The sequence below is a fragment of the Halomonas faecis genome (genome assembly GCF_010993975.1).
Taxonomy (GTDB): domain Bacteria; phylum Pseudomonadota; class Gammaproteobacteria; order Pseudomonadales; family Halomonadaceae; genus Halomonas; species Halomonas faecis.
The window spans coordinates 75,919-97,779 of sequence record NZ_JAACZO010000059.1 but is presented as its reverse complement, the minus strand read 5'-3'; the positions used below and the strand labels follow the sequence as shown (position 1 = coordinate 97,779).

21 protein-coding genes are annotated in these 21,861 nt (G+C 67.5%); 6 read left to right on the top strand and 15 right to left on the bottom strand.

Annotated features, from left to right (window positions below):
- Positions 1–61 precede the first annotated feature (61 nt).
- From nanR to GFD32_RS19310, 8 genes are all read right to left on the bottom strand, one after another.
- On the bottom strand, positions 62–784 hold the full coding sequence (gene nanR / locus GFD32_RS19345) for a transcriptional regulator NanR (RefSeq protein WP_163578215.1): 723 nt from the start codon (positions 782–784) through the stop codon (positions 62–64).
- Positions 785–848: 64 nt separating this feature from the next.
- Complete coding sequence (locus tag GFD32_RS19340) at positions 849–1,925, bottom strand: Ldh family oxidoreductase (RefSeq protein ID WP_163578214.1); 1,077 nt, start codon at positions 1,923–1,925, stop codon at positions 849–851.
- 19 nt (positions 1,926–1,944) lie between these two features.
- A complete protein-coding gene (locus tag GFD32_RS19335) occupies positions 1,945–3,324 on the bottom strand; it encodes a TRAP transporter large permease (RefSeq protein WP_163578213.1) in 1,380 nt (459 codons plus the stop codon).
- A 22-nt stretch (positions 3,325–3,346) separates the two neighbouring features.
- Positions 3,347–3,880 (bottom strand): TRAP transporter small permease, encoded by a 534-nt coding sequence (locus GFD32_RS19330; protein WP_163578212.1) that lies wholly within the window; start codon positions 3,878–3,880, stop codon positions 3,347–3,349.
- A 64-nt stretch (positions 3,881–3,944) separates the two neighbouring features.
- Positions 3,945–4,943 carry a sialic acid TRAP transporter substrate-binding protein SiaP gene (locus tag GFD32_RS19325; RefSeq protein WP_163578211.1) on the bottom strand — a complete coding sequence of 333 codons (999 nt, stop codon included), beginning with the start codon at positions 4,941–4,943 and terminating at the stop codon, positions 3,945–3,947.
- A 185-nt stretch (positions 4,944–5,128) separates the two neighbouring features.
- Positions 5,129–6,289 (bottom strand): four-carbon acid sugar kinase family protein, encoded by a 1,161-nt coding sequence (locus GFD32_RS19320; protein ID WP_163578210.1) that lies wholly within the window; start codon positions 6,287–6,289, stop codon positions 5,129–5,131.
- Positions 6,286–7,296: a 4-hydroxythreonine-4-phosphate dehydrogenase PdxA gene (pdxA, locus tag GFD32_RS19315; protein WP_163578209.1), complete on the bottom strand. Its 1,011-nt coding sequence runs from the start codon at positions 7,294–7,296 to the stop codon at positions 6,286–6,288. The genes GFD32_RS19320 and pdxA overlap by 4 nt, the downstream gene beginning before the upstream one ends.
- Positions 7,293–8,057: an SDR family NAD(P)-dependent oxidoreductase gene (locus GFD32_RS19310; protein ID WP_163578208.1), complete on the bottom strand. Its 765-nt coding sequence runs from the start codon at positions 8,055–8,057 to the stop codon at positions 7,293–7,295. The genes pdxA and GFD32_RS19310 overlap by 4 nt, the downstream gene beginning before the upstream one ends.
- Positions 8,058–8,314: 257 nt before the next feature.
- On the opposite strand from GFD32_RS19310, the gene GFD32_RS19305 reads away from it, so the two are divergent.
- The 5 genes from GFD32_RS19305 to GFD32_RS19285 all read left to right on the top strand — a co-directional run bounded on the left by GFD32_RS19305 (position 8,315) and on the right by GFD32_RS19285 (position 13,535).
- The gene (locus tag GFD32_RS19305) at positions 8,315–9,493 is read left to right on the top strand and encodes a fumarylacetoacetate hydrolase family protein (RefSeq protein WP_163578207.1); all 1,179 of its coding nucleotides are present in this window, start codon (positions 8,315–8,317) and stop codon (positions 9,491–9,493) included.
- Positions 9,494–9,522: 29 nt separating this feature from the next.
- Positions 9,523–10,824, top strand: coding sequence for an L-fuconate dehydratase (locus GFD32_RS19300; RefSeq protein ID WP_163578206.1), 1,302 nt, complete (start codon positions 9,523–9,525; stop codon positions 10,822–10,824).
- A gap of 1 nt (position 10,825) precedes the next feature.
- Complete coding sequence (locus GFD32_RS19295) at positions 10,826–12,334, top strand: FAD-binding oxidoreductase (protein WP_163578205.1); 1,509 nt, start codon at positions 10,826–10,828, stop codon at positions 12,332–12,334.
- A gap of 79 nt (positions 12,335–12,413) precedes the next feature.
- A complete protein-coding gene (locus GFD32_RS19290; protein WP_163578204.1) occupies positions 12,414–13,112 on the top strand; it encodes an HAD family hydrolase in 699 nt (232 codons plus the stop codon).
- Between the two features lie 48 nt (positions 13,113–13,160).
- A complete protein-coding gene (locus GFD32_RS19285) occupies positions 13,161–13,535 on the top strand; it encodes a translation initiation factor Sui1 (protein WP_163578203.1) in 375 nt (124 codons plus the stop codon).
- On the opposite strand, the gene GFD32_RS19280 is transcribed toward GFD32_RS19285, so the two are convergent.
- On the bottom strand, positions 13,516–14,409 hold the full coding sequence (locus GFD32_RS19280; RefSeq protein ID WP_163578202.1) for an NAD-dependent protein deacetylase: 894 nt from the start codon (positions 14,407–14,409) through the stop codon (positions 13,516–13,518). The two genes, GFD32_RS19285 and GFD32_RS19280, sit on opposite strands and share 20 nt — an antisense overlap.
- Before the next feature lie 111 nt (positions 14,410–14,520).
- Between GFD32_RS19280 and GFD32_RS19275 the strand changes: the two genes are divergently transcribed.
- Positions 14,521–15,396: a nuclease-related domain-containing protein gene (locus GFD32_RS19275; protein ID WP_163578201.1), complete on the top strand. Its 876-nt coding sequence runs from the start codon at positions 14,521–14,523 to the stop codon at positions 15,394–15,396.
- A 10-nt stretch (positions 15,397–15,406) separates the two neighbouring features.
- On the opposite strand, the gene GFD32_RS19270 is transcribed toward GFD32_RS19275, so the two are convergent.
- From GFD32_RS19270 to GFD32_RS19245, 6 genes are all read right to left on the bottom strand, one after another.
- A complete protein-coding gene (locus tag GFD32_RS19270; protein ID WP_163578200.1) occupies positions 15,407–16,183 on the bottom strand; it encodes a ribonuclease T2 family protein in 777 nt (258 codons plus the stop codon).
- Positions 16,184–16,186: 3 nt separating this feature from the next.
- Positions 16,187–17,521: a deoxyguanosinetriphosphate triphosphohydrolase gene (locus GFD32_RS19265; RefSeq protein ID WP_163578199.1), complete on the bottom strand. Its 1,335-nt coding sequence runs from the start codon at positions 17,519–17,521 to the stop codon at positions 16,187–16,189.
- A 63-nt stretch (positions 17,522–17,584) separates the two neighbouring features.
- On the bottom strand, positions 17,585–19,081 hold the full coding sequence (locus GFD32_RS19260; RefSeq protein WP_163578198.1) for a tripartite tricarboxylate transporter permease: 1,497 nt from the start codon (positions 19,079–19,081) through the stop codon (positions 17,585–17,587).
- Between the two features lie 9 nt (positions 19,082–19,090).
- On the bottom strand, positions 19,091–19,567 hold the full coding sequence (locus tag GFD32_RS19255) for a tripartite tricarboxylate transporter TctB family protein (protein WP_163578197.1): 477 nt from the start codon (positions 19,565–19,567) through the stop codon (positions 19,091–19,093).
- The gene (locus tag GFD32_RS19250) at positions 19,564–20,559 is read right to left on the bottom strand and encodes a Bug family tripartite tricarboxylate transporter substrate binding protein (RefSeq protein WP_163578196.1); all 996 of its coding nucleotides are present in this window, start codon (positions 20,557–20,559) and stop codon (positions 19,564–19,566) included. The genes GFD32_RS19255 and GFD32_RS19250 overlap by 4 nt, the downstream gene beginning before the upstream one ends.
- A gap of 105 nt (positions 20,560–20,664) precedes the next feature.
- Complete coding sequence (locus GFD32_RS19245) at positions 20,665–21,861, bottom strand: CaiB/BaiF CoA transferase family protein (protein ID WP_163578195.1); 1,197 nt, start codon at positions 21,859–21,861, stop codon at positions 20,665–20,667.

The window sequence follows — 21,861 nt, the reverse complement described above, 5'->3', positions numbered from 1 at the left end:
AGGCCCGCTGCCTCTGCCAGCGGGCCTTCTTCCCTCTTCCTTCGCTCGAGGTCGTCGCCGGTCAGCCGTCGGCAGTGAGGCGCTTCTTGAGCTGCATGTAGGTGCCGTAGTGGCGATCGAGGTGACGACGCATGGCCGCCTCGGCGGCATCCGGGTCGCGGGATTCGATGGCCTCGACGATCTCGACGTGGGCCTTGAGCGCGGCTTTGTCCTCGTCCTTCTGCTGCAGTACCTGGGCACGGCGGTCGTCGAGCCATTCGGAGAGCGCCACATGGATGGCATCGAAGATGGGATTGCGGGCGATACTCGCCAAGGCGCCGTGGAAATCATTGTCGGAGCGCTTGAAGCGCGCCTCGTCACCCATGGCATCGCGGTTGTCCTGCACCGCCTGGCGTAGCCGCGCCAGATCCTCGTCGCTGGCATGGCGCGCGGCATAGCGGGCCAGGGATATCTCGAACAGCGCCCGGGCCTCCTGGAAGTACTGTTGCCCATCGGGCTTGGCGAGCAGTTGGCGCGTCACCCCGGAGAGCCGGGCCATCACCGCCTCGGCGGTGGGCCGAATCACCCGTGCCCGGGTACCGCTGTTGATGGCGATCAAGCCGAGCTGCTGCAGGTAGAAGAGCGCCTCGCGCACCGCCGGGCGGCCGACGCCGAACTGTTCCATCAACTCGCGCTCGGAGGGCAGTTGATCGTTCTCGCCGAGTCGCCCATCGAGGATGTCCGCCTCGAGCTGCTCGGCCACCTGCTCGGAGAGCGTCTTGCGCTCGATCCGGTATCGGGACATGGGGTGGTTCTCCTGGTTGCCCGGTATCTGGCCGCCATCTTACTGCATTAGAGCCCCTTCTCGCTCAATCCAGCGGCTGCAACGCCGGGACGCCGAGGCTTTCGGCCAACTCGGCATAGGCCACCTGATTGGCGCTGTCCAGCGGGATGCCCTCGGCATCGCGGCGCGCCCGGCAGGCCCACTCGCGGTCCCCGGGCGCCATGAGCCGCGCACCGTCGCGGCCGGGCTGAGCTCGCAGGTCGTCCAGGTACTGCCGAAGGCACTCGGGAAAGGGATTGCCCGGTGCGAAGGCATCGGGGCGCAGCGCCAGGAAGAAATGCCCCACCCCGCGCGGTGTCGACATGTCGGGCCCGCCCATGGGCAGCAGACGAAAGCCATGGAGCATGCCGGAAAGGGTGGAACTGAGCACCTCCACCATGCCACCCAACCCCGCCCCCTTGAAGCCGAAGTCGCTGCCGCCAAGCGGCAGCAACGCCGCCACCTCCGCCGGGGTACGGGTCACATCGCCCGCCGCATCGGCGGCCACCTGGTCGGGCAGCTCGCGGGCGATGGCGCCATACTGCTGCACCCGGTTCCAGGGAATCGAACTGGTGGCCATGTCGAGCAGATAGGGGTTCCCTCCTGCCACCGGAGCGGCAAAGGCGATGGGATTGGTGCCGTGGAAAGGACGGCTGCCACGGTGCAGCAGCACGAACGGATCGGAGTTGCACACTGCCAAGCCGATCAGGCCGCGCTGAGCAGCAGCCAGCGCGTAGCAGCCCGCCGCCCCGAAGTGGGAGGAGTTGCCCACCGCCACGGCGCCCACACCCACCTCGTCGGCCATGGTCGCGGCGTGGTCCATGGCGGTGTAGCCGGCTAGGTGCCCGAAGCCGTCGCCGGCATCCAGGTAGCCGGTGGCCGGCAAGCGGCGCTCGAAGCGCATCCTGGGCGCACCGCGGACGCGCCCCCCCTGCAGGGCACGAACGTAGTGCGGCAACAGACGCAGGCCGTGGCTGTCGGTGCCCATCCGCGAGGCGGTCACCAGCGCCCGGCTCACCGCCTCCGCGGAAGCGGCATCGGCCCCGGCACGGGCCAGCGCCGCCAGCATGAAGCGTTCCAGCTCGCTGCGCTCGACGCGGAAGTCCTGGCAGGCGTCACTCATCGCTCGGTATTCCTCATGCTCAGCGGTAGATCAGGGTCGGCAGCCACATCGAGACGGCCGGGATGAAGGTCACCATCAGCAGGGCGATCACCAGCGGTACCAGAAACGGCAGAGTGCCACGCATGCACTTCTCGAAGGAGATGTTCGACACCCGCGAGAGCACGTAGAGCACCATGCCCACCGGCGGCGTCAACAGCCCGATCATCAGGTTGAGGACCATGATCACCCCGAAATGCACCGGATCGACCCCGGCACCCACCGCCAGCGGCAGCAGCACCGGCACCAGGATGGTGATGGCGGCGATGGTTTCCATGAAGCAGCCGACGACGATCAGCACGACGTTGATGATGATCAGGGTGGCGACCGGATTGTCGGCGAAGGGCCCGAGCAGCTCGACCACGAGCTGGGTGACCTGATTGCTGGTCAGTATCCAGGCGAAGATCGAGGCGCCGGCAACGATCAGCAGGATCACCGCGGTGGTCTCGATGGTCTCCATGCTGACCTTGAGCAGGCGCCGCCAGGTCAGGCTGCGGTAGACCACGCCGCCGAGGAAGAGCGCATAAACCACGGCGGCGATGGCCGCCTCGGTGGGCGTGAAGGCACCGCTCATGATGCCGCCGACGATGATCACCGGGGTGAGCAGCGACAGGAAGGCGCGTTTGAAGGTATGTCCCAGCACCGACAGGGCAAAGGAGGCATCGCGAGGATAGCCGCGGCGACGCGCCAGCCAGGTGATCATCGCCATCAGCACGACGCCCATCAGCAGCCCCGGTATCAGCCCGGCCACGAACAGCTGGCCCACCGACACCGAAGCCATGACGCCATAGATCACCATGGGCAGGCTGGGCGGGATGATGGGGCCGATGGTGGACGACGCCGCAGTGATACCCACCGCGAACTCCTGGTCGTAACCGGCATCGCGCATCGCCTTGATCTCGATGGTGCCCAGCCCGCCGGCGTCGGCGACGGCGGCGCCGGACATGCCGGAGAAGACGATGCTGGCGCCGACGTTGACATGGCCCAGGCCGCCACGCATCCAACCCATCAGGGCCTTGGCGAAATCGAAGATACGCGTGGTGATGCCGCCGTTGTTCATCAGGTTGCCGGCGAGAATGAAGAACGGAATCGCCAGCAGCGGGAAACTGTCGACGCCGTTGATCATGCGGTGCACGACCACCACGTCGGGCACGCGCCCGGTCAACAGCACGTAGATCAAACAGGAGCCCGCCAGGGCAATCGCGATGGGCACGCCGAGCACCAGCAGGGTGAACAGCGCGGCGAACAAGAACGAAAGGTACTGCTCGGTGACTGCCAGGGCGAGGCAGCCGAGAATGGCAAGGGCCGCGATGACCGGCGGCACCAGGGCACCGCGCCGTCGCAGGATCAGGCTATTGGGCATGGACAGGCTCTCCCGGTCATCGTCACTGTGATCCCATCAGCTCGCTGGTGCCGCTGCGCCAATGGCGGATCGCCGCCTGGACGGCGCGTGCCAGCATCAGCACAAAGCCCAGCATCACGATGTAGTAGAGGTAGCTCTTGGGAATATCCACCGACGCCATCAGCGACGTCGTGCGTCCCGCCAGCTTGAAGGTGATCCACACCATGGCGGCGAAAAAGACGATGTTGCCCAAATCCACCAACGTCGAGGCCGTGCGGGCCATCCAGAACGGCATGTAGCGATAGAAGAACTCCACGGCAATATGCGAGCCCTTGCGCACCGCCATGGTGCCGCCCAGAAAACCGACCATCACCAGCAGATAGCGGGCCATCTCCTCGGTCCAGGCAATGGAATTGCCCAGCACGTAGCGGGTGAAGAATTGCAGGAAGACGTCCAGCGCCAGCAGCCAGAAGACCCCCAGTGTCAGGTAATCCTCGAGGCCATAATCGCGCGCGTCGAAGTCGTCTTCTTCGAGGAAGTCGAAAACTGGCGCCTCGTCTCGGTCAGGCTGATTCATGTCAGGCTCCCGCACACCACCCCCGTCTCCGGGGGTGGTGCAGCGTCCGCAATGGAGGGAGGGTTTACTGGCCGATGGCCTGGAGGCGGTCGTAGGTCTCCTGGTCCCAGGTGGCCGCTTCGCTGTTGTGGGCGGGCAGCGTGGCCTCGCGGAAGGGCTCGATATCCACCTCGTTCACCGTGGTGCCCTGCTCCTCGAACCAGGCCACCAGATCCTCCTCGGATTGCAGGATGTCCTCGGTGATGCGCTCGCCGGCCTCGGCGTAGACCTCGCGGAAGATCTCGCGGTCCTCTTCGGAAAGGCGGTTCCACAACGGACCGCCGGCGATGGTGATCAGCGAATCGGTGATGTGACCGGTCAGGTTGATGGTGTCCTGCACCTCATGGAAGGCCTTGGCCTTGATGGTGGGCAGTGGGTTCTCCTGGGCATCGACCACGCCCTGCTGCAACGCCAGGTAGACCTCGGCGAAGGCAATGGGGGTGGGATTGGCCCCGACCGCTTCGGGGAACATCATGTACATGGGCGCATTGGGCGTGCGGATCTTCAGCCCCTCCATGTCCTCGGGGGTGTCGATCGGCTCGTTGGAGGTGACGTGGCGGCGGCCGTAGTAGTTCATGGCCAGCGGCACGTTGCCCGTCTCGTCGCGATACCCCTGGGCGATCTCCTCGAAGAGGTCGCTGTCGGCGTAGGCCTGCCAGTGGTCGAAGTCGCGGAACATGTAGGGCGCGCCAGCGATGCCGATGGGCCCGTAAAAGCGCCCGGCGAACTGGTTGCCGGTGTAGATCAGATCGACAGTACCCAGTTGCAGGCCTTCATTGATGTCGGCCTCCTTGCCCAGCGAGGAGGCCGGATGCACGGTAATCGAGTAGCGCCCATCGGTGCGCTCCTCGATCTGCTCCGCCGCCCACAGGGCCCACTCGTGGTAGGGCTCAGAGGTCTCGTAGACGTGGGCGAAGTTCAACTCCTCGCCGTGGGCGGCTCCGGCCACGCTGACGCCGCCGGCAATCAGCAGGGCGGTCATCATCCGAGACAGCGGGAACTGGCGTTGAGGCTTGTCGCTCATCTTGTACTCCTCACAACCGTTGGGTTTGTTGTATTTGTGGCAAGTCGGGTGGCACGACATGATCGGTTCGATGGCACTCGCTAACTGAGCTGAGCGTCTGACTGTATACGTATCATACCACCAGTTTCAAGCTAGTCTCTCCCATCTCGTGGCGCAACCGACACCTCGCCTTGCGACGTTCGCCTTTAGTTGAAACCGCAGTGCAGCCGCTGCAACAGATCGGGTGCCCCGAAGCCACCGGCCTTGGTCATCACCAGGCGACGCGAATCGCCATCCAGCCACCCCAAGGCCACGCCCGGTGCCCACTCGGCCTCGACCCGGATGAAGCCGGCACCCAGCCGATCCAGGGCCGCCATGGCGGTATCGCCGCCGGTGAGGAATAGCAGTCCCCGCGCCTCCGGTGGCCAGCTCGCCACCGCTTCAGCCACCCCCTGCCCCATGGCGCGAGCCACCGCCGCCGGATCGTGCTCCTCCCCCTCGCCGCCGGGCACCAGCAGTCGAGCCGGCGCCACGCTGTCCAGCGGATGAGCGGCGAGAGCCTGGCATACCGGCAGCGACGGTTCCGCGACCAGCAACTGCGCGCGCTGCTCCAGCGCCCTCGGGCTGCGCGAGCCCACCGCATAGAGGCGGTGAGTCACCCGCCGCAGCGGCAGCTCAGCGGCGCCGAGCCGTCCAAAGCAGCGCTGCGCGATGGCAGTGGCCAGTCCCGCGGCGCCCACCATCAGCCAGGCATCCCGTTGGCTCAGGGCGGCATCGTAGAGGCGAGCCAGATCCTGGGCACTCTCGGCGTCGGCCACGCAATCGCGATCGGGCAGGCCATCGTCCCCGGGACGGTAGCGTGACAGGGCGACTCCCGCAGCGGCGAAAGCACGGTCCAGCGGGCCGCTCAACGGCGCCGCGCGGGCATCGCCGGCATAGGCGCTCGCGGCCAGTGGCACCTCATCCACCCACACCTCGGCATCACGCACCACCCGCCCCTGGGCCGGCACCGCTGGCGCCACCAACAGATGGCGTCCAGTCGTCTCGCGCATCGCCAGGCTTTCGACCACCACTCGGCCGCGCAGGGTCGAGTCGACCTTCTTGAACCACACACCGGGAGCCACTCCGGCCAGCCGTTGCGTCGCCTCGGCAACCCGGGCGGCGGCCGCGTGGGCCCCCAGGTGGCGAGACTCGGTATTCACGGCGAGGATCTGCGGACAATCGCTCCCCCAGGTCGCCAGGCACTCTTCCAGCCGTTCCAGGGCAACCACCACCCGGGCATCGGCGCCACGGGCGGCGAACGGCGCGGCGGCATCCAGGGCTCCGGTGAGGTCGTCGGCGACGATGGCCACCCGGCAGCGGCTCAAGATCCACCACCTCCCGCCAGGCGCCGGGCATAGGCGATGGCCGCACCCAGGTTGGTGGCATCCGCCCTGCCCTGCCAGGCGATGTCGAAGGCGGTACCATGATCCACCGAGGTACGCTGTACCGGCAGGCCCAGGCTGACGTTCACCGTGGTGTCGAAGGCGATCAGCTTGACCGGGATATGCCCCTGGTCGTGGTACTGGGCCACCACCAGGTCGAACTCGCCCCGGCTGGCCCGGTAGAAGACGGTGTCCGCGGAGATCGGCCCCTGGACGTCGAAACCTCGACGGCACAATGCCCTGACCGCTGGGGCGATGATGCGCTCGTCCTCGTCACCGAAGATGCCGCCTTCGCCGCAGTGGGGATTGAGCCCCGCCACGGCGATGCGCGGCGCCTCGATGCCCATCGACACCAGGTGGGCATGCCCCGCCGCCACCGTTTCGGCGATGCGCCGCTCGGTGACCCGCTCGATGGCTCCGCGCAGCGACACATGGGTAGAGACGTGCAGGGTCGAGAGACGCTCCGAGGCCAGCAGCATGAAGGAGGACGGCGCCCCGGTGAGCGCCGCCAGCATGCCTGTGTGGCCGTCGTAGTGGTGGCCCGCGGCGTGCAGCGCCGCCTTGTTGAGCGGCGCGGTGACGATCACCCGGGCACGGCCGGTCTGAACCAGCTCGACGGCTCGCTTCACGCAGCGAAACGCCAGGTCACCCGCCGCGGCGCCGATGCGGCCGTCGGGAACTTCGCCCTCGGCTGCTACCTCGGCCACCGCCACTCGCCCGTCACCGGGTGTCGCCATTTCCAGCGGCACGAACTCCAGCTCGGCCTCGATCATCTCGGCCGCACGACGATAGATCGCCGGGTCGCCCACCGCCAGGCTGCGGCCACGCTCGGCCGGCGACATCGCGGCCAGGGCCCGGCAGACGATCTCCGGGCCGATGCCGGCCGGGTCACCCATGGTGATGGCGATCTCGTAGCCGCCCCCCTCGAACTGGGATTGCGCTTCCGTCATGGCATCAGCTGTCCGCCGTTGACCTCGATCACCTGGCCGGTGACATAGCCGCTCAAGGCATCGCTGCCTAGAAAGACATAGGCGCCAACGCAGTCCTCTGCGCTGCCTAGCCGGCCCATGGGAATGCTGGCACGCGCCGCTTCCATCTGGGCGTCGTTGGAGTGACGTTCATGGAAATCGGTGGCGATCACACCAGGTGCCACGGCATTGACGCGGATGTCGTCCCCGGCGAGTTCCTTGGCCATGTTACGGGTCAGGGTAGTGACGAAGCCCTTGGCCGACGCATAGAGCCCGGCGCCCGTTCCTCCGCCATTGCGCGCCGCGATCGAGCCCGTATGGATGATGTTTCCGCGCCCGGCACGCCGGAAGTGGGGGAGTGCCGCACGGCTGGCCATGACCACCGAACGGGCATTGAGGTCCATCACCCGGTCGTACCGGTCGTCGTCGATGTCGTCGAGGGCCACTCGTCCGAGCATGTCCCCGGCATTGTTGATCAGCAGATCGAGACCGCCCAGGCCCTCGGCGGCCTCGTCGACCACCCGGGTCGCCTCGGTCGAGCGGCTCACGTCGCCCTTCACCGTGATGGCCTTGCCGCCGGCCGTACGGACCTCTTCCGCTACCGCCTCGGCGCCCGCGGCACTGGCATGGTAGTGCACCGCCACATGGGCCCCCAGCGCTCCCAGCTGCCTGGCCACCGCAGCCCCGATGCCTCGGCTGGCACCGGTCACCAGAACCCGCTTGCCCTTCCATTCGTCCAGCATCAACCTCTCCCGCTATGATTACCGAAATGAGTGTGAGGCTTCCCTCATCGACACAAGGTCGGCGTAGATAGCCCCACCGCTCGGGCCGATCCGTCGCTGTCGGCAGCGCAAAAGTCTTGCCAACGACAGCCATCTGTCGACCCAACGTCATGCCTTGCGCTAGAGTGAAGTCATTGGCATACCTGTCATACAAAACGACATCAATAACAGGATAGGCGAAAGCTGGCGAGACGCCAGCACCCTGACCAGGAGGCACCATGCATTCCCTTTCCCCGAGCGGCCCCCAGCCCCGAGACTGCCTTCCCGAAGATCTGGAGCGCGCCCTGCTGGTGGGCCGGGCCTGGTGCGAATCGCCCCGGCCCGGCCCGGTACTGTTCGTGGTTCGTGACGGCCAGGCCCTCGATATCACCCACCTCGGCCCGACCATGGCCGACCTGCTGGAGCGCGACGACCCGGCTGCCGCCCTGCGCGACGCCCAGGGCCCCTCCCTCGGCCCGGTCGAGTCGCTGATCGAGAACGCTCTGGCCGAGCCCCAGCGCGCCCCCCACCTGCTGGCACCCTGCGACGTTCAGGCGGTCAAGGCCTGCGGCGTCACCTTTGCGGTGAGTCTGCTGGAGCGGGTGATCGAAGAGCAGGCCGGTGGCGACCCCGGCCGGGCGGCCACGCTGCGCGAGGAACTCCAGACGCTGATCGGTGGTGACTTGTCGCGCATCGTACCGGGCTCGGAGGAGGCCATGGCGCTCAAGCGCGAACTCCAGGCCCGCGGCGGCTGGTCACAGTACATGGAGGTGGGCATCGGCACCGATGCCGAGGTGTTCACCAAGGCTCAGCCGCTCTCCTCGGTAGGCCTGGGTGCCACCGTGGGCCTGCACCCGGCCTCGCAGTGGAACAACCCGGAGCCGGAGATCGTGCTGGCCGTGGATAGCCGCGGCAGCGTCAAGGGGGCGACGCTCGGCAACGACGTCAACCTGCGCGACATCGAGGGCCGCAGCGCCCTGCTGCTGGGCAAGGCCAAGGACAACAACGCCTCCAGCGCCATCGGCCCGTTCATCCGCCTCTTCGACGACGCCTTCGGCATCGACGACGTGCGCCGCGCCCATGTCACGCTGCGCATCGAAGGCGAGGACGACGGCTTCCTGCTGCAAGGCGAGAGCGACATGGCCGAGATCAGTCGCGACCCGCTGGACCTGGTACGCCAGACCCTGGGCGCCCATCACCAGTATCCCGACGGCGTCATGCTCTATCTCGGCACCATGTTCTCGCCGATCCAGGACCGCGACGGCGAAGGCCAGGGCTTCACCCACCACCTCGGCGACCGGGTGACCATCGCCACCCCGAGCCTGGGTGCGCTGGTCAACCGCGTCGGGCGCAGCGATGAACTCCCGCCCTGGACCTACGGCATCCGCGCGCTGATGCGCGATCTGGCGGATCGCTGAACCACCCCTTCCCCACTCTGGAGCCACCGATGACCACCATCACCCGCCTCGAGGTGCAGGACGTTCGCTTCCCCACCTCACGCTCCCTGGACGGCTCGGACGCCATGAACGCCGCCCCGGACTACTCCGCCACCTACGTCATTCTGCACGTCGACGATGGCGGGGCCGAGGGTCACGGACTCACCTTCACCATCGGCCGCGGCAACGAGATCGTGGTCACTGCGGTGCGATCGCTGGCCCCGCTCATCGAGGGGCGGTCACTCGACGCCATCACCGCCAACATGGGCGCCTTCTGGCGCGAGATCACCGGCGACAGCCAGCTGCGCTGGATCGGCCCCGACAAGGGCGCCATCCACTTGGCCACCGCGGCCATCGTCAACGCCGTTTGGGACCTGTGGGCCAAGCGCGAGGGCAAGCCGGTGTGGAAGCTCCTCGCAGACATGAGCCCCGAGCAACTGGTGCGCTGCCTCGACTTCCGCTTCGTCACCGACGCCCTCACCCCGGAAGAGGCGATCGCGCTGCTTCGCAAGCGGGAGGCCGGAAAGGCCGAACGCGAAGCCGAGATGCGGCGCGACGGCTACCCCGGCTACACCACTTCGGCCGGCTGGCTCGGCTACAGCGACGACAAGGTGCGCCACCTGGCCCAGGAGGCCCTGGCCGAGGGCTGGACCCACTTCAAGCAGAAGATCGGTGGCAACCTCGACGAGGACGCCCGCCGCGCCGCCCTGCTGCGCGAAGAGATCGGCTGGGACAACGTGCTGATGATGGACGCCAACCAGGTGTGGGAGGTGGACGAAACGGTGGCCAAGATGCGCCGGCTGGCCGAATTCGATCCGCTGTGGATCGAAGAGCCCACCAGCCCCGACGACATCCTCGGCCACGCCGAGATCCGCCATCGCGTTGCCCCGATCGGCGTGGCCACCGGCGAGCACTGCCACAACAAAGTGATGTTCAAGCAGTTCCTCCAGGCCGACGCCATCGACTACTGCCAGCTCGACGCGGCCCGCCTCGGCGGGCTCAACGAAGTGATCCTGGTGACCCTGCTGGCCGCCAAGTTCGGCGTACCGATCTGCCCCCACGGCGGCGGCGTGGGGCTGTGCGAGTACACCCAGCACATCTCGCTGTTCGACTACATCGCCGTTTCCGGCAGTCTCGAGGGGCGAGTGCTGGAGTACGTCGACCACCTGCACGAGCACTTCGTCGACCCGGTGGTGATCGAACGCGGCCACTACCGGGTACCCGAGGCACCGGGCTACAGCATCGCCATGCATCCCGAGTCCCTGGCCCGGCACCGCTACCCTGAGGGAGCCGCCTGGCAGGAGGAGGCCTGAGATGAACGCTCCGTCCCATCGCCGAGCCTTGCTCGAAGCCTTGGCCGAACGCCTGGGCGAGCGTGGCCTGCTGCGCGAGCCGGAGGCCATGGCCCGCTACGTGGCCGACTGGGCCGGCGACCGCCTGGGCGAGCCGCTGGCCGTGGCACGCCCCGCCACCACCGCCGAGGTGGCGGAGACGGTGCGCCTGTGTCACGAGTACGGCGTGGCCATGTCGCCCCAGGGTGGCCACAGCGGCCTGGTGGCCGGCGCCCTGCCCGCCGCCGACGGCGGCGAGCTGGTGATCAGCCTGGAGCGCCTGGATCGGGTGCGCGACATCGACCCTGTCAACTTCACCATGACCGTGGATGCCGGCTGCATCCTCGAGAGCGTCAAGCAGGCCGCTGCCGAGCACGACTGCGACTTCCCCCTGTCGCTGGGCGCCCAGGGTAGCTGCCAGATCGGCGGCAACATCGCCACCAACGCTGGCGGGCTCAACGTGCTGCGCCACGGCATGATGCGCCAGCTGGTGCTGGGCCTCGAGGTGGTGCTGCCCGACGGCCGCCTCTGGGACGACCTCTCCGCTCTCCACAAGGACAATCGCGGTGTCGACCTCAAGCAGCTGTTCCTGGGCAGCGAGGGCACCCTGGGCATCGTCACCGGCGCCGTGCTCAAGCTCGCGCCGCGGCCCACCCAGAGCCGCACCGCGCTGCTCGGCCTGCCCTCGGTGACGGCGGTGGTCGACCTCTACGGACTGGCCCGACGCGACTGCAGCGACCTGCTCAACGCTTTCGAGCTGATTCCGCGGCGTTGCATGGAGCTGGCCATGGAGGCCACCCCCGATCTCGGCGACCCGCTAGACGACGCTCACCCCTGGTACGTGCTGATGGAGGTGGCCGCCAGCGGCCCACTGGACCTCGACGCCATGCTCGAACACCTGCTGGAAAGGGGCATGGAGCGCGACCTGGTGCAGGACGGTGCCCTGGCGGCGAGCGAGGCACAGGCAAGCCGGCTGTGGCAGTTCCGAGAGAGCATGCTGGAAGGCCAGCGGCGGCGGGGCGAACACCTGCGCACCGACATCTCGGTACCCATCTCGGCAATTCCGGCCTTCGTCGAGCGCGCCAGCGAGGCGGTGATGGCCGCCTCTCCCGACTGCGATGTCATCGCCTATGGCCATGTGGGCGACGGCAACCTGCACTTCAACATCCTGCCGCCTCCTGACATGGCCGAGGCCGACAAGCGCGATCATCTGCATGCCCTGGAAGAGCGGCTCTTCACGGTGCTCGACGCCTTCGACGGCAGCATCAGTGCCGAGCACGGCATCGGGCGTACCAAGCAGGCCGCCTACCTGGCGCGGCTCTCGCCGGTGCAGCGCGAGCTGGCGGAGGGGATCAAGGCGCTGTTCGACCCCGACGGGCTGATGAACCCGGGGCGCATCCTGCCGACCCGCCAGCTCGGCTGGAAACCGAATCCTGCCGGCCATTCGACACCAATCGTCGGCAATCGCCGCCATTCGCCGGGCAGCTCTTGAAAAACACTGTTCACAAATACGCGAAGTGGACTTACACTGGAAGTGACGATGTAATCTGGCCACACCCGCGAGGTTCGTGATGCCACGCCCTCTCTGCTTGCTCTTCGATTGTGACGGTACCCTGGTCGACAGCGAGCCGCTGCTCGCCGACGAGATGGCCGACAGTTTGACCCGCCTCGGTCTCCCTTTCGCGACCAGCGACTATGCCGGCGAATTTCGCGGCGCCCGTTTCCGAAACATCGTCGCCGTTCTCGAAAGCCGTTACGGCCCCATCGATCCGCAACGTCTCGCCGACACCGAAACCGCGATGCGTACCAACCTCAACCGCCGCCTGGCGGACGAGCTCACCCCCATCGACGGCGCCCTGGAGGCCCTGGCCCAGCTCGCCCAATATCCCTGCGGTCTGGTTTCCAACGGCCCCGAGAACAAGATACGGACGTCGCTGGCCGCCGTCGGCCTCACCGGACACTTCGCCGACAATCTGTTCAGCGGCTACAGCGCCCAGTGCTGGAAGCCCGACCCCGGACTCTATCTGCATGCCGCCCGCCAGATGGGTTACCCGCCCGAGGCGTGCGTGGCCATCGACGACGGCCTGGTCGGCGTGCAGGCCGCCCTGGCCGCCGGCATGACGGTAATCCATCTCAACCGTTTCCCCGACGCCGAGGAAACCCCGGAAGGTGCCCTGACGATCACCAGCATGCACCAGCTGCCCACGGTGGTCGGCCAGCTGGCCCGGTTGCAGGCACTGGAGGCGCGCCAGGTGGTACAGGGACGCTGAGTCAGGCAGTATCGGCTTCCCCACGACGTCACAGGACAGGAGCCCCCTATGGCCTCTCTCCAGGACCAGCTGCGCGGTCTGGTCTACTCCACCGAACACGGCGAGACCTGCCCCGCCTGCCGCCAGCCGCTCGCCGAATGCCGATGCGACGAACGGGCCGAACAGGAACGCCTCGCCGCCCTCGACGGCATCGTGCGCATCCGCCGCGAAACCAGCGGCCGCAAGGGCAAGGGCGTGACCACGATCAGCGGCGTGCCGCTGCCAGAGAAGGAGCTCAAAGCACTGGCCAAGGCGCTCAAGCAGCGCTGCGGCACCGGCGGGGCGGTGAAGTCGGGCGTCATCGAGATCCAGGGTGACCAGCGCGAAGCGCTCAAGATCGAGCTGGAAGGGCGCGGTTACACGGTCAAGCTGGCGGGCGGCTGATGCCGGACAACTCGCTGGCGGACGTCCCGACCAGAGCTTCGCCCAGCGCCACCAGCGTCTCGCCTGCCGCCGCCTCGATCTTCAGCGCGTAGAGTTCGTCGGCACGGGTCCGCCCCTGGTTCACGCAGGCAATGGGCCTGCCCAGGCGCACCGCTTCGCGGGCGAAGCGAAAGCCCGAATAAACCATCAACGAAGACCCCACCACCAGCAGCGCATCGGCCTCGTGCAGGCAGGCCATGGCCTCCTCCACCCGCTCACGCGGTACGCTGTCACCGAAGAAGACCACGTCGGGCTTGTAGATGCCATCGCCGCAGCGCGTGCAATCCGGCACCTCGAAAGCGGAAAAATCCGCCTCCAGATCGGCGTCGCCATCGGGCCCGGCGTCGGCTCGGGCCTCCCGCCAGGAAGGGTTGCGCCGGGCCAGCTCGGCATGGAGGTCGTGACGCATGCGCCGCGCTCCACAAGCCATGCAGCGCACTACGTCGGCACGCCCGTGCAGGTCGATGACCTGCCGTGAGCCGGCCCGCTGGTGCAACCCGTCGACGTTCTGGGTGATCAGTCCCGCCACATGCCCCCGCGCCTCGAGCTGTGCCAAGGCGTGATGCGCGGCATTGGGACGCGCCGCCTGCAGGGTGCGAAACCCCAGCAGCGCCCGCGCCCAATACCGCTGGCGAGCGGCATGGCTGGCCATGAAGACACCGTGCTCCATGGGCGGCGGCCGCTTCCAGGCACCGCCCCCGTCGCGGTAATCGGGAATGCCGCTCGCCGTGCTCACCCCGGCTCCGGTCAGCACCGCCAGCCGCGGATGACTCGCCACGAAGGCCACCAGAGCCTCGCGGCTGGCGTCGTCTCGGGAAATGAGCGACTCTGTCATGCGTCTCCTCTCATGGGTGGCGGCAGCGTGCCGCTGAACCAACCATGGCCCCGATGGGCCGAGGTTGTCTAGAATGAGCACTCATGCGCGCGCCTCAGGCAAGGAACCCCAATGGCCTGGCTGGAATACCTGCTTCCCTTGATCTTCCTGTTTCCTCTGGGGGCGACGGGCGTGATCGTACTCGCCCTGCGCAACCTGCACGATGCCCAGGTACGCTCTCCCTTCGATGCCTGCCCGCTGCGCGAACCGGGCCAGGTACAGCGCGACCACCTCGACCGCGCCTTTGCCAGCCTGTTTCTCAATGGCGCCCTGGGCCCCATCGTCACCCTGGCTCCACTGGTCTACGGCATGGGGCGCATGCTGTTCGCCAGCCACCAGAACTGGCTGGAGTGGGCGCTCTACGGTGCCCTCAGCACCCTGCTGGTGCTGGCGTTCTGCTTGCGCCTGATTCGGGATTTCCAGCAGATTCGCCGCATCAAGCTCAGCCTGGCCAGTAAACTGGCGGTTGGCCAGGAGCTCGAGCGGCTCATCCATCCCGAGGCGCATCCCTTCTACGTCTTTCACGACGTGCCCACCGATACCGACGTCATCGACCATGTGGCCGTGACCCCTCACGGCGTCTTCGTGGTCGAGACCCGCGGCCGCACCCAACCCTTTACGCCGGATTGCCGCGAGATCGGCGTGGTCAGCGTGGAATCCGAACGCCTGCGCTTTCCCGGCTGGCACGAGCGCCGCCCCCTGGAGAAGACCCGCCGCGCCACCAACTGGCTCTCACGCTGGCTCCAGCAGCGTTGCGGCGAACCGGTACCGGTTCACGGCATCCTGGCGCTTCCGGGCTGGGAAATCCTCTGCGAGGCCGCCCCGACCGGCGTCACGGTGGTCAGCGGAGACAGCCTCGCCCGGCAAGTGGCCGACATGCGGCTGGGCAACCTCGACGCCGCGTTGCACGACAAACTGATCGCCGCCCTGATGGAGCGTGCCGCCTGACAGGCTCCGATCAGTCGAGTACGGCAATGACCACCCGGGTGGCGCAACGTCCGCGCGCCTGGGAAACCAGGCTCTCGGCAGCCGGGAAGTCAGCCAACCGCCGGGCATCGATGGCGATACGCACCTCGCTCAGGGTACGATTGCCGCGCCCTCGGCATTCCAACCGCAACGCTCGCCCCGTGCCCTCTCCGAACGCCGCCTCGAAAGCGTCGATTAGCTCGTTGCGCGCTACCGTTCCCCCTTGGTTGAGGGTCACGAACGCACCGAAGGCGCTGTCATTGACCGCCTCCTGGAGCTCGAGCGCTGCCGTGAAGTACGCGTCAGGCTCGATGGCAAAACAGGCCGCATGCTTGGCGAACTGATAGCGATCGAGGCAACTGGCGCGCCCTGGCATGGCCTCGTCCAACACCTCGGCGAGCGCTGCGTCTAGGCCGAACGGCGGGTGGGCCCGGCAGAAGCTGCCATCGCCACGCGGCTGCTCGAGAAAGCAGCCCTTTTGCCACCAGCGGCGCCGGTCGATGCCCTCTTCGGCAAAGCGCTCGGGCAGCGATGGCCACAGGCCGTGCAGCACGAAACCCTGCGATGCACCCTCGTGCAGCGTCGGCTCTCGGCACTCCCGCGGCGGACTCGACTGGGTGGTACAAAAGCCGGCGTGCCAGGTCAGCGCCAGGGTGTAGTGGCCGAAGTCGTCGCGCTCCAGACGCGTCAGCGCACTCTCGCCAGCGGCAACCGGCGGCAGCAGCCAGGCCGCCAGCAGCAACATGACGATTTTGTGCCACCCGGCCATGGCTCAGTCCCCCCTCAATCGCCCGCCCATCTCCTGGGCGAGGTCCACGGCGTAGTGGTCGGTCATGCCGCCGATGAAGTCGAGCATGCGCCGGTAGCTGGCGTAGAGGCTCCAGGAGGGGCGCGGGGTATTCTCGCCGATCAGCGCCAGCACGCGCTGATGCTTGAAGGTGGAGTGACCGGTGTGATGCAGCTCATGAGCCGCGCCGATGAAGGCCTCCAGCAGTATCCCCAGCGTCGTGTAGGCGCCGATTTCCAGCTTGGCCTTGCGCTCGTTCTGGAAGATGCGCTCGCGAGCCAGCTGCTTGGCCGCCTTGACCCCCCAGCCCAGGTCGGGGTGACACAACTCCAGCAGGTCATCGCTGAGAGTACCGTTCAGCAGCGCGGCTTCGTGCTCGACGAAGACCGCGCCCACGTCATTGACCGCCCGCTCCATGGCGGCCCCGCGCAGCGCCGCGATGCGCCGCCGCTGCGACACGCCCTCGCGCTGCATGGTGGCGTAGTCCGGCGGCGCATCGCCGGCGATCTGCAACAGCACATCGGCCACCTCGTCGAAACGCAGGATGCCCATCTCCAGGCCATCCTCCAGGTCGAGCAGGGCGTAGCAGATGTCGTCGGCCGCCTCCACCAGCCAGGCCAGCGGATGGCGGCACCAGCGCCCGTCACCACGCGGTATCAGACCCAGTTGACCCGCCACCTCGGCCAGCATCGGTCGTTCGGACTGATAGCAGCCGAACTTGCCGGCACTGCCGCCGTGGGCCACGGTCCAGGGATACTTGAGCAGGGTGCCGAGCGTGGCTGCGGTGAGGCGCATGCCGCCGCGGAACTGGTTGTACTCGATCTGAGTGACGATGCGAAAACCCTGGGCATTGCCCTCATAGGTGAGCAGGTCGTCGCGCTCGGCGGAGGACAGACCCTCGAGCAGGCCGCTGCCGTCGGCCTCGGCACGCTTGAACCAGTCGCGGATGGCGTACTCGCCGGCATGCCCGAATGGCGGGTTGCCGATGTCGTGACCCAGGCAGGCGGCCTGGACGATGACGCCGAGGTCGGCCGGCGTGATCCAGCCGGGCAGGCGCTCCCGCAGCCCTTCGCCGACGATCATGCCCAGCGAGCGCCCCACGCAGCCCACTTCCAGAGAGTGGGTCAGGCGGGTGTGTATATGGTCGTTGTCGGTGAGCGGGTGTACCTGGGTCTTGCGCCCCAGTCGCCGAAAGGAGCCGGCGAAAACGATGCGGTCATGGTCCTTGTGGAAGGGGCTGCGGCCGATCTCCTCGCGACCGTTACCGCTGCCGTGCAGCCGCGACGGATCGAGCAAGCGCGGCCAGGTCATCTGCGTCATGGGCGTCTCTCCTTGAGAGACCCATTCTGGCAGCCCCCGCCCCCTGAGCCCAGCCCCGTGAGCCTACTGCAGACGCCCCCGGACCAGCCAGGAGTAGACCAGCCCGGCAACGATCAGAGTGACGGCAAACAGGTAGATGCTCACCGAGATGCCACTGCTCCACAGAATGCTCCAGTCGCCGCCGGAGATCGACATGGCGCGGCGCAGATTGAACTCCATCTGGCCACCCAGCAGCAGCCCCAGCACCACCGGCACCGTGGGGATCTCCAGCTTGCGCAGCGCATAGCCCAACACCCCGAAGCCCAGCATCATGTAGAGGTCGAAGGCACTGTTGTTGAGCGAGTAGACGCCGACGAAGGCCACCATCACCACCATGGGCATCAGGAACCAGCCCGGCGCCTGCAGCACCTTGGCGAACAGGCTCACCAGCGGCACGTTGAGCACCAGCAGCACGAAATTGCCGATCACCAGCGCCGCCACCAGCCCCCATACCATCTCCGGCTGCTGCTCGAAGAGCAGCGGCCCCGGGGTGATGTTCATCGATAGCAGCAGCGCCAGCAGGATCGCCGTGGTACCGCTGCCGGGAATGCCCAGCGACAGCATGGGAATCAGCGCACCGCCGGCGGCGGCGTTATTGCCCGCCTCGGGGGCCGCCACGCCACGCGGATCGCCCTGGCCGAATCGGCCACTGCGACCCACCCAGCGCTTCTCGAGCATGTAGGAGAGGAAGCTGCCCAAGGCTGCGCCGGCCCCGGGCAGCACTCCGGCGACGAAGCCGATCAGCGAGCCACGGGCGATGGTCGGCGCACAGCGTCCGGCAGAGCGCACGCCGGGAATCGCCGAGCCGAGCTTCAGGGTCGGGCGGCTGGTACCGCGGATGTCCTCCAGGTAGATCAGGCACTCGGAGATGGCGAACAGTCCCACCAGGGCGACGATGAAATCGATGCCGTCGTAGAGCTCGTAGAGCCCGAAGGTGTAGCGCGGCACCCCACTGACCGCATCGATGCCGACGCTGCCCAGCAGCAGCCCCAGAAAGGCGGCGAGAAAACTCTTGATCAGGCTGCCGCCGGTCACCCCACCGATGGTGGCGAAGGCCAGCACGAAGAGCGCGAAGTACTCCGCCGGGCCGAAGCGGATGGCGAACTGGACCAGCAGCGGCGCGAACAGGGCCAGCCCCAGGGTGGCCACCCCGGCACCGACGAAGGAAGCCACGGCGGAGACGCCCAGCGCCTCGCCCCCGCGCCCTTGCAGAGCCATGGGATAGCCATCCAGAGTGGTCATCATGGCCGGCTCGTCGCCGGGGATGTTGAGCACGATGGAGCTGATGCGTCCGCCATACATGCAGCCGTAGTAGACGCTGACCAGAAGGATCAGCGCCCCGGTGGCCGGCAGGCCGAAGTTGAAGGAGAGCGGGATCATCAGCGCCACGCCATTGACCGGCCCCAGCCCCGGCAGGGCCCCGATCAACGTGCCGATGACGCAGCCGATGAGCGCCAGGAAGAGGTTCTGAGGCTCCAGCGCCACGGCGAAGCCCTGAGCGAGAAAGGCGAGGATTTCCATGTCGCGGGGTTACCAGTCCAGGCCGGGAATGTTCGGCAGCGGCATGCCGAGGACGAATTCGAACAGGACATAGAGAGCCAGGGTGAGCACGGCGCCACTGACCAGCGCGGACTTCCAAGCCGCCCCGAACAGCCGGATGAGCAGTATCACCGCGGCCAGGGAAGCGGGCAGGAACCCGAGCGGCTTGACCAGACCCGCATAGCAGGCCAGCACCAGCAGGGTCTGCGCCTGACGCACCAGCGCAGCGCGCCCCGGCCAGCGCTGATTGAAGCCCGGCTTCAGGATCAGCAGCAGAGACAGCGCTGCCAGCGGCAGGCTGATCAGACGCGGATACTCGCCCGGCCCGATGGGCTGCATGAAGCCCGACTCCAGGTCGTGGGAGAGCCACCAGGCGCCCACTGCCAGCGCCAGCAACATGGCACCGGCTATGCGATCGCCGATGACGCCGGGCACTCGCCCGGCGTCCTCCTGGCTGGCATCGCTCACTGGATGACTCCGATCTCCCGCGAGATCGTCTCGACCTCGTCGATGGACTCGCGAACGAAGGCGTCGAACTCTTCGCCGCCACGCCACAGCGGCACCAGACCGTTCTGCTGGGCGACCTCCTTCCACTCGTCGCTGTCGTAGAGTGTCTGGAGGTCCCCCACCATGGCGGCATAGTCCTCATCGGAGACCTCGCCGCCGGTATAGAAGCCACGCCAGTTGTAGCCCGCCACGTCATAGCCCTGGGAGGCGGCGGTGGGAAGCTCGGCGAAGGGCTCGGGCAGCGGATCCTCGGAAAGCACCGCCAGCACGCGCACGTCGCCGGACTCGATGAAGCCCGCGATCTCGCCCAGATCCGTCGAGACCACGTCCACATGGCCGCCCATCATCTGGGTCACGGCCGGGCCGCCGCCATCGAACTGCACCCAGCGCAGGCTGCCGATCTGGTCATCCGGCATGCCCGCCTCCTTGGCCAGCATCAACGCCCGAATGTGGTCCCAGCCACCGGCACCGCTGGAACCGGCGACGGACAGGGCGCCGGGATCTTCGACCATGGTGTCGAGCAGCTGCTCGAGGCTTTCGTACTCGCTGTCGTCATCCACCAGGATCACGCCCACATCGGTACCCAGCATGCCCAGCCAGCGCATGGTATCGGCGCCACCGGGATACTTGCCCTGAGCGATCTGCGTCACCCCCACGGTGCTGGTGGCGACGATCAGGTCGCTGTCGTCGGCGCGGTTGCTCTCGACGTTGGCGAACGCCACGGCGCCCACCCCGCCCGGCATGTTGGTGACCTGCACCGGGCTGTCGACCAGTTCCAGGTCGAGCAGCAGTTTGCCCACCGAACGGCAGGTGAAGTCCCAGCCGCCGCCGGGGTCGGCGGGTGCGATGCACTCGCTGATGGGTAGCGCCTGGCTCGGTGCACTGAAAGCCAGGCCGGCACCCAGCACGGCGGTGGCGGCGATGCCGGACAGTCTTGGGTTGAGGGATTTCATTGGCGTATTCCTCCGCATTGTTGTTGTGGAGCGTCATGGTGGTGCACGGCAGGGCCTGGCACCAGGGTCATCGGCAGCCCGGACGGCGGCCGTTGTCAGGGTAGTTCAGATGACACCGCGCGCGGCCAGGTCGTCAAGTTCCCGTTCGGCCAGGCCCAGTTCGCCGAGCAACTGACGAGTGTGCTCGCCGAGACGCGGCACCGGATGGCAGAGCATCGCCGGCGCCTCGCGCAGCTTGACGGGAAACCCCGTCACGGGGACCGTGCCGGAGTCCTGCTCCAGCTCCAGGCGCATCTCCTGAGCACGCACCTGCGGGTCGGCGAACGTCTCGCGCAGGTCGTGCACACGCCCGCACGGCACACCGGCCCGATTGAGGTGCTCGATCCAGTCGTCCACTCGGCGCGTCTGGATGATGCCATTAAGAATCTCACGCAACGCATCGCGGTTGGCCATGCGCCGCGCGTTGTCGGCAAAACGCGCATCGTCGAGCAGATCCAGCCTGCCCAGGGCGCCGAGAAAGCGCTCCACCATGGTGTCGTTGCTGGGGGCGATGGCCACTTCGCCGTCGCTGGCCTTGAACAGGCCATAGGGATAGAGCATGGGGTGGTCGTTGCCGGTACGCGCCGGCAGGCGATCGGTGGCGAAGAACTCGGCGGCCAGGTAGCCCAGCATGGCGATCAGGCCATTGGTGAGCGCCGTTTCGACGATGTCGCCCTGGCCCGTGCGCTCGCGGCGCACCAGGGCCGCGCAGATGCCGAAGGCGAGGTTCTGGCTGGCGACCATGTCGCTGATCGGCGGGGCGGCGCGCATCGGCTCACCGTCGGCCGGACCGTTGACCCCCATGAAGCCGCTCATGGCCTGGGCGATGAAGTCGTAGGCCGGGCGGTCGCGATAGGGCCCGGTGGAGCCGAAGCCATTGATGCGCCCCACCACCAGTTGCGGGTAGCGCTCGCGCAGGGTGTCGTCGTCGAGGCCCATCCTGGCCAGCACCCCGGGGCGGAAGTTCTCCACCAGCACGTCGGCTTCGGCCAGCAGCCGGTGCAGGATCGCCCTGCCCTCGTCGCTGCGCAGGTCCAGGGTCAGCGAGCGCTTGTTGCGGTTGAACTGGGCGAAGTACCAGCTCTCGCCGTTGATCATGTTGCCCTGGCCGCGCACCACGTCGCCCTTGCCGGGCGACTCGACCTTGACCACGTCGGCGCCGTGGTCGCCGAGTATCTGGGTGCAGAAGGGGCCGGAGATCACCCGCGTCAGGTCGATGACGCGAATGCCCGCCAGGCTGCCGTAGGGCTGCGAGTCCGTCAT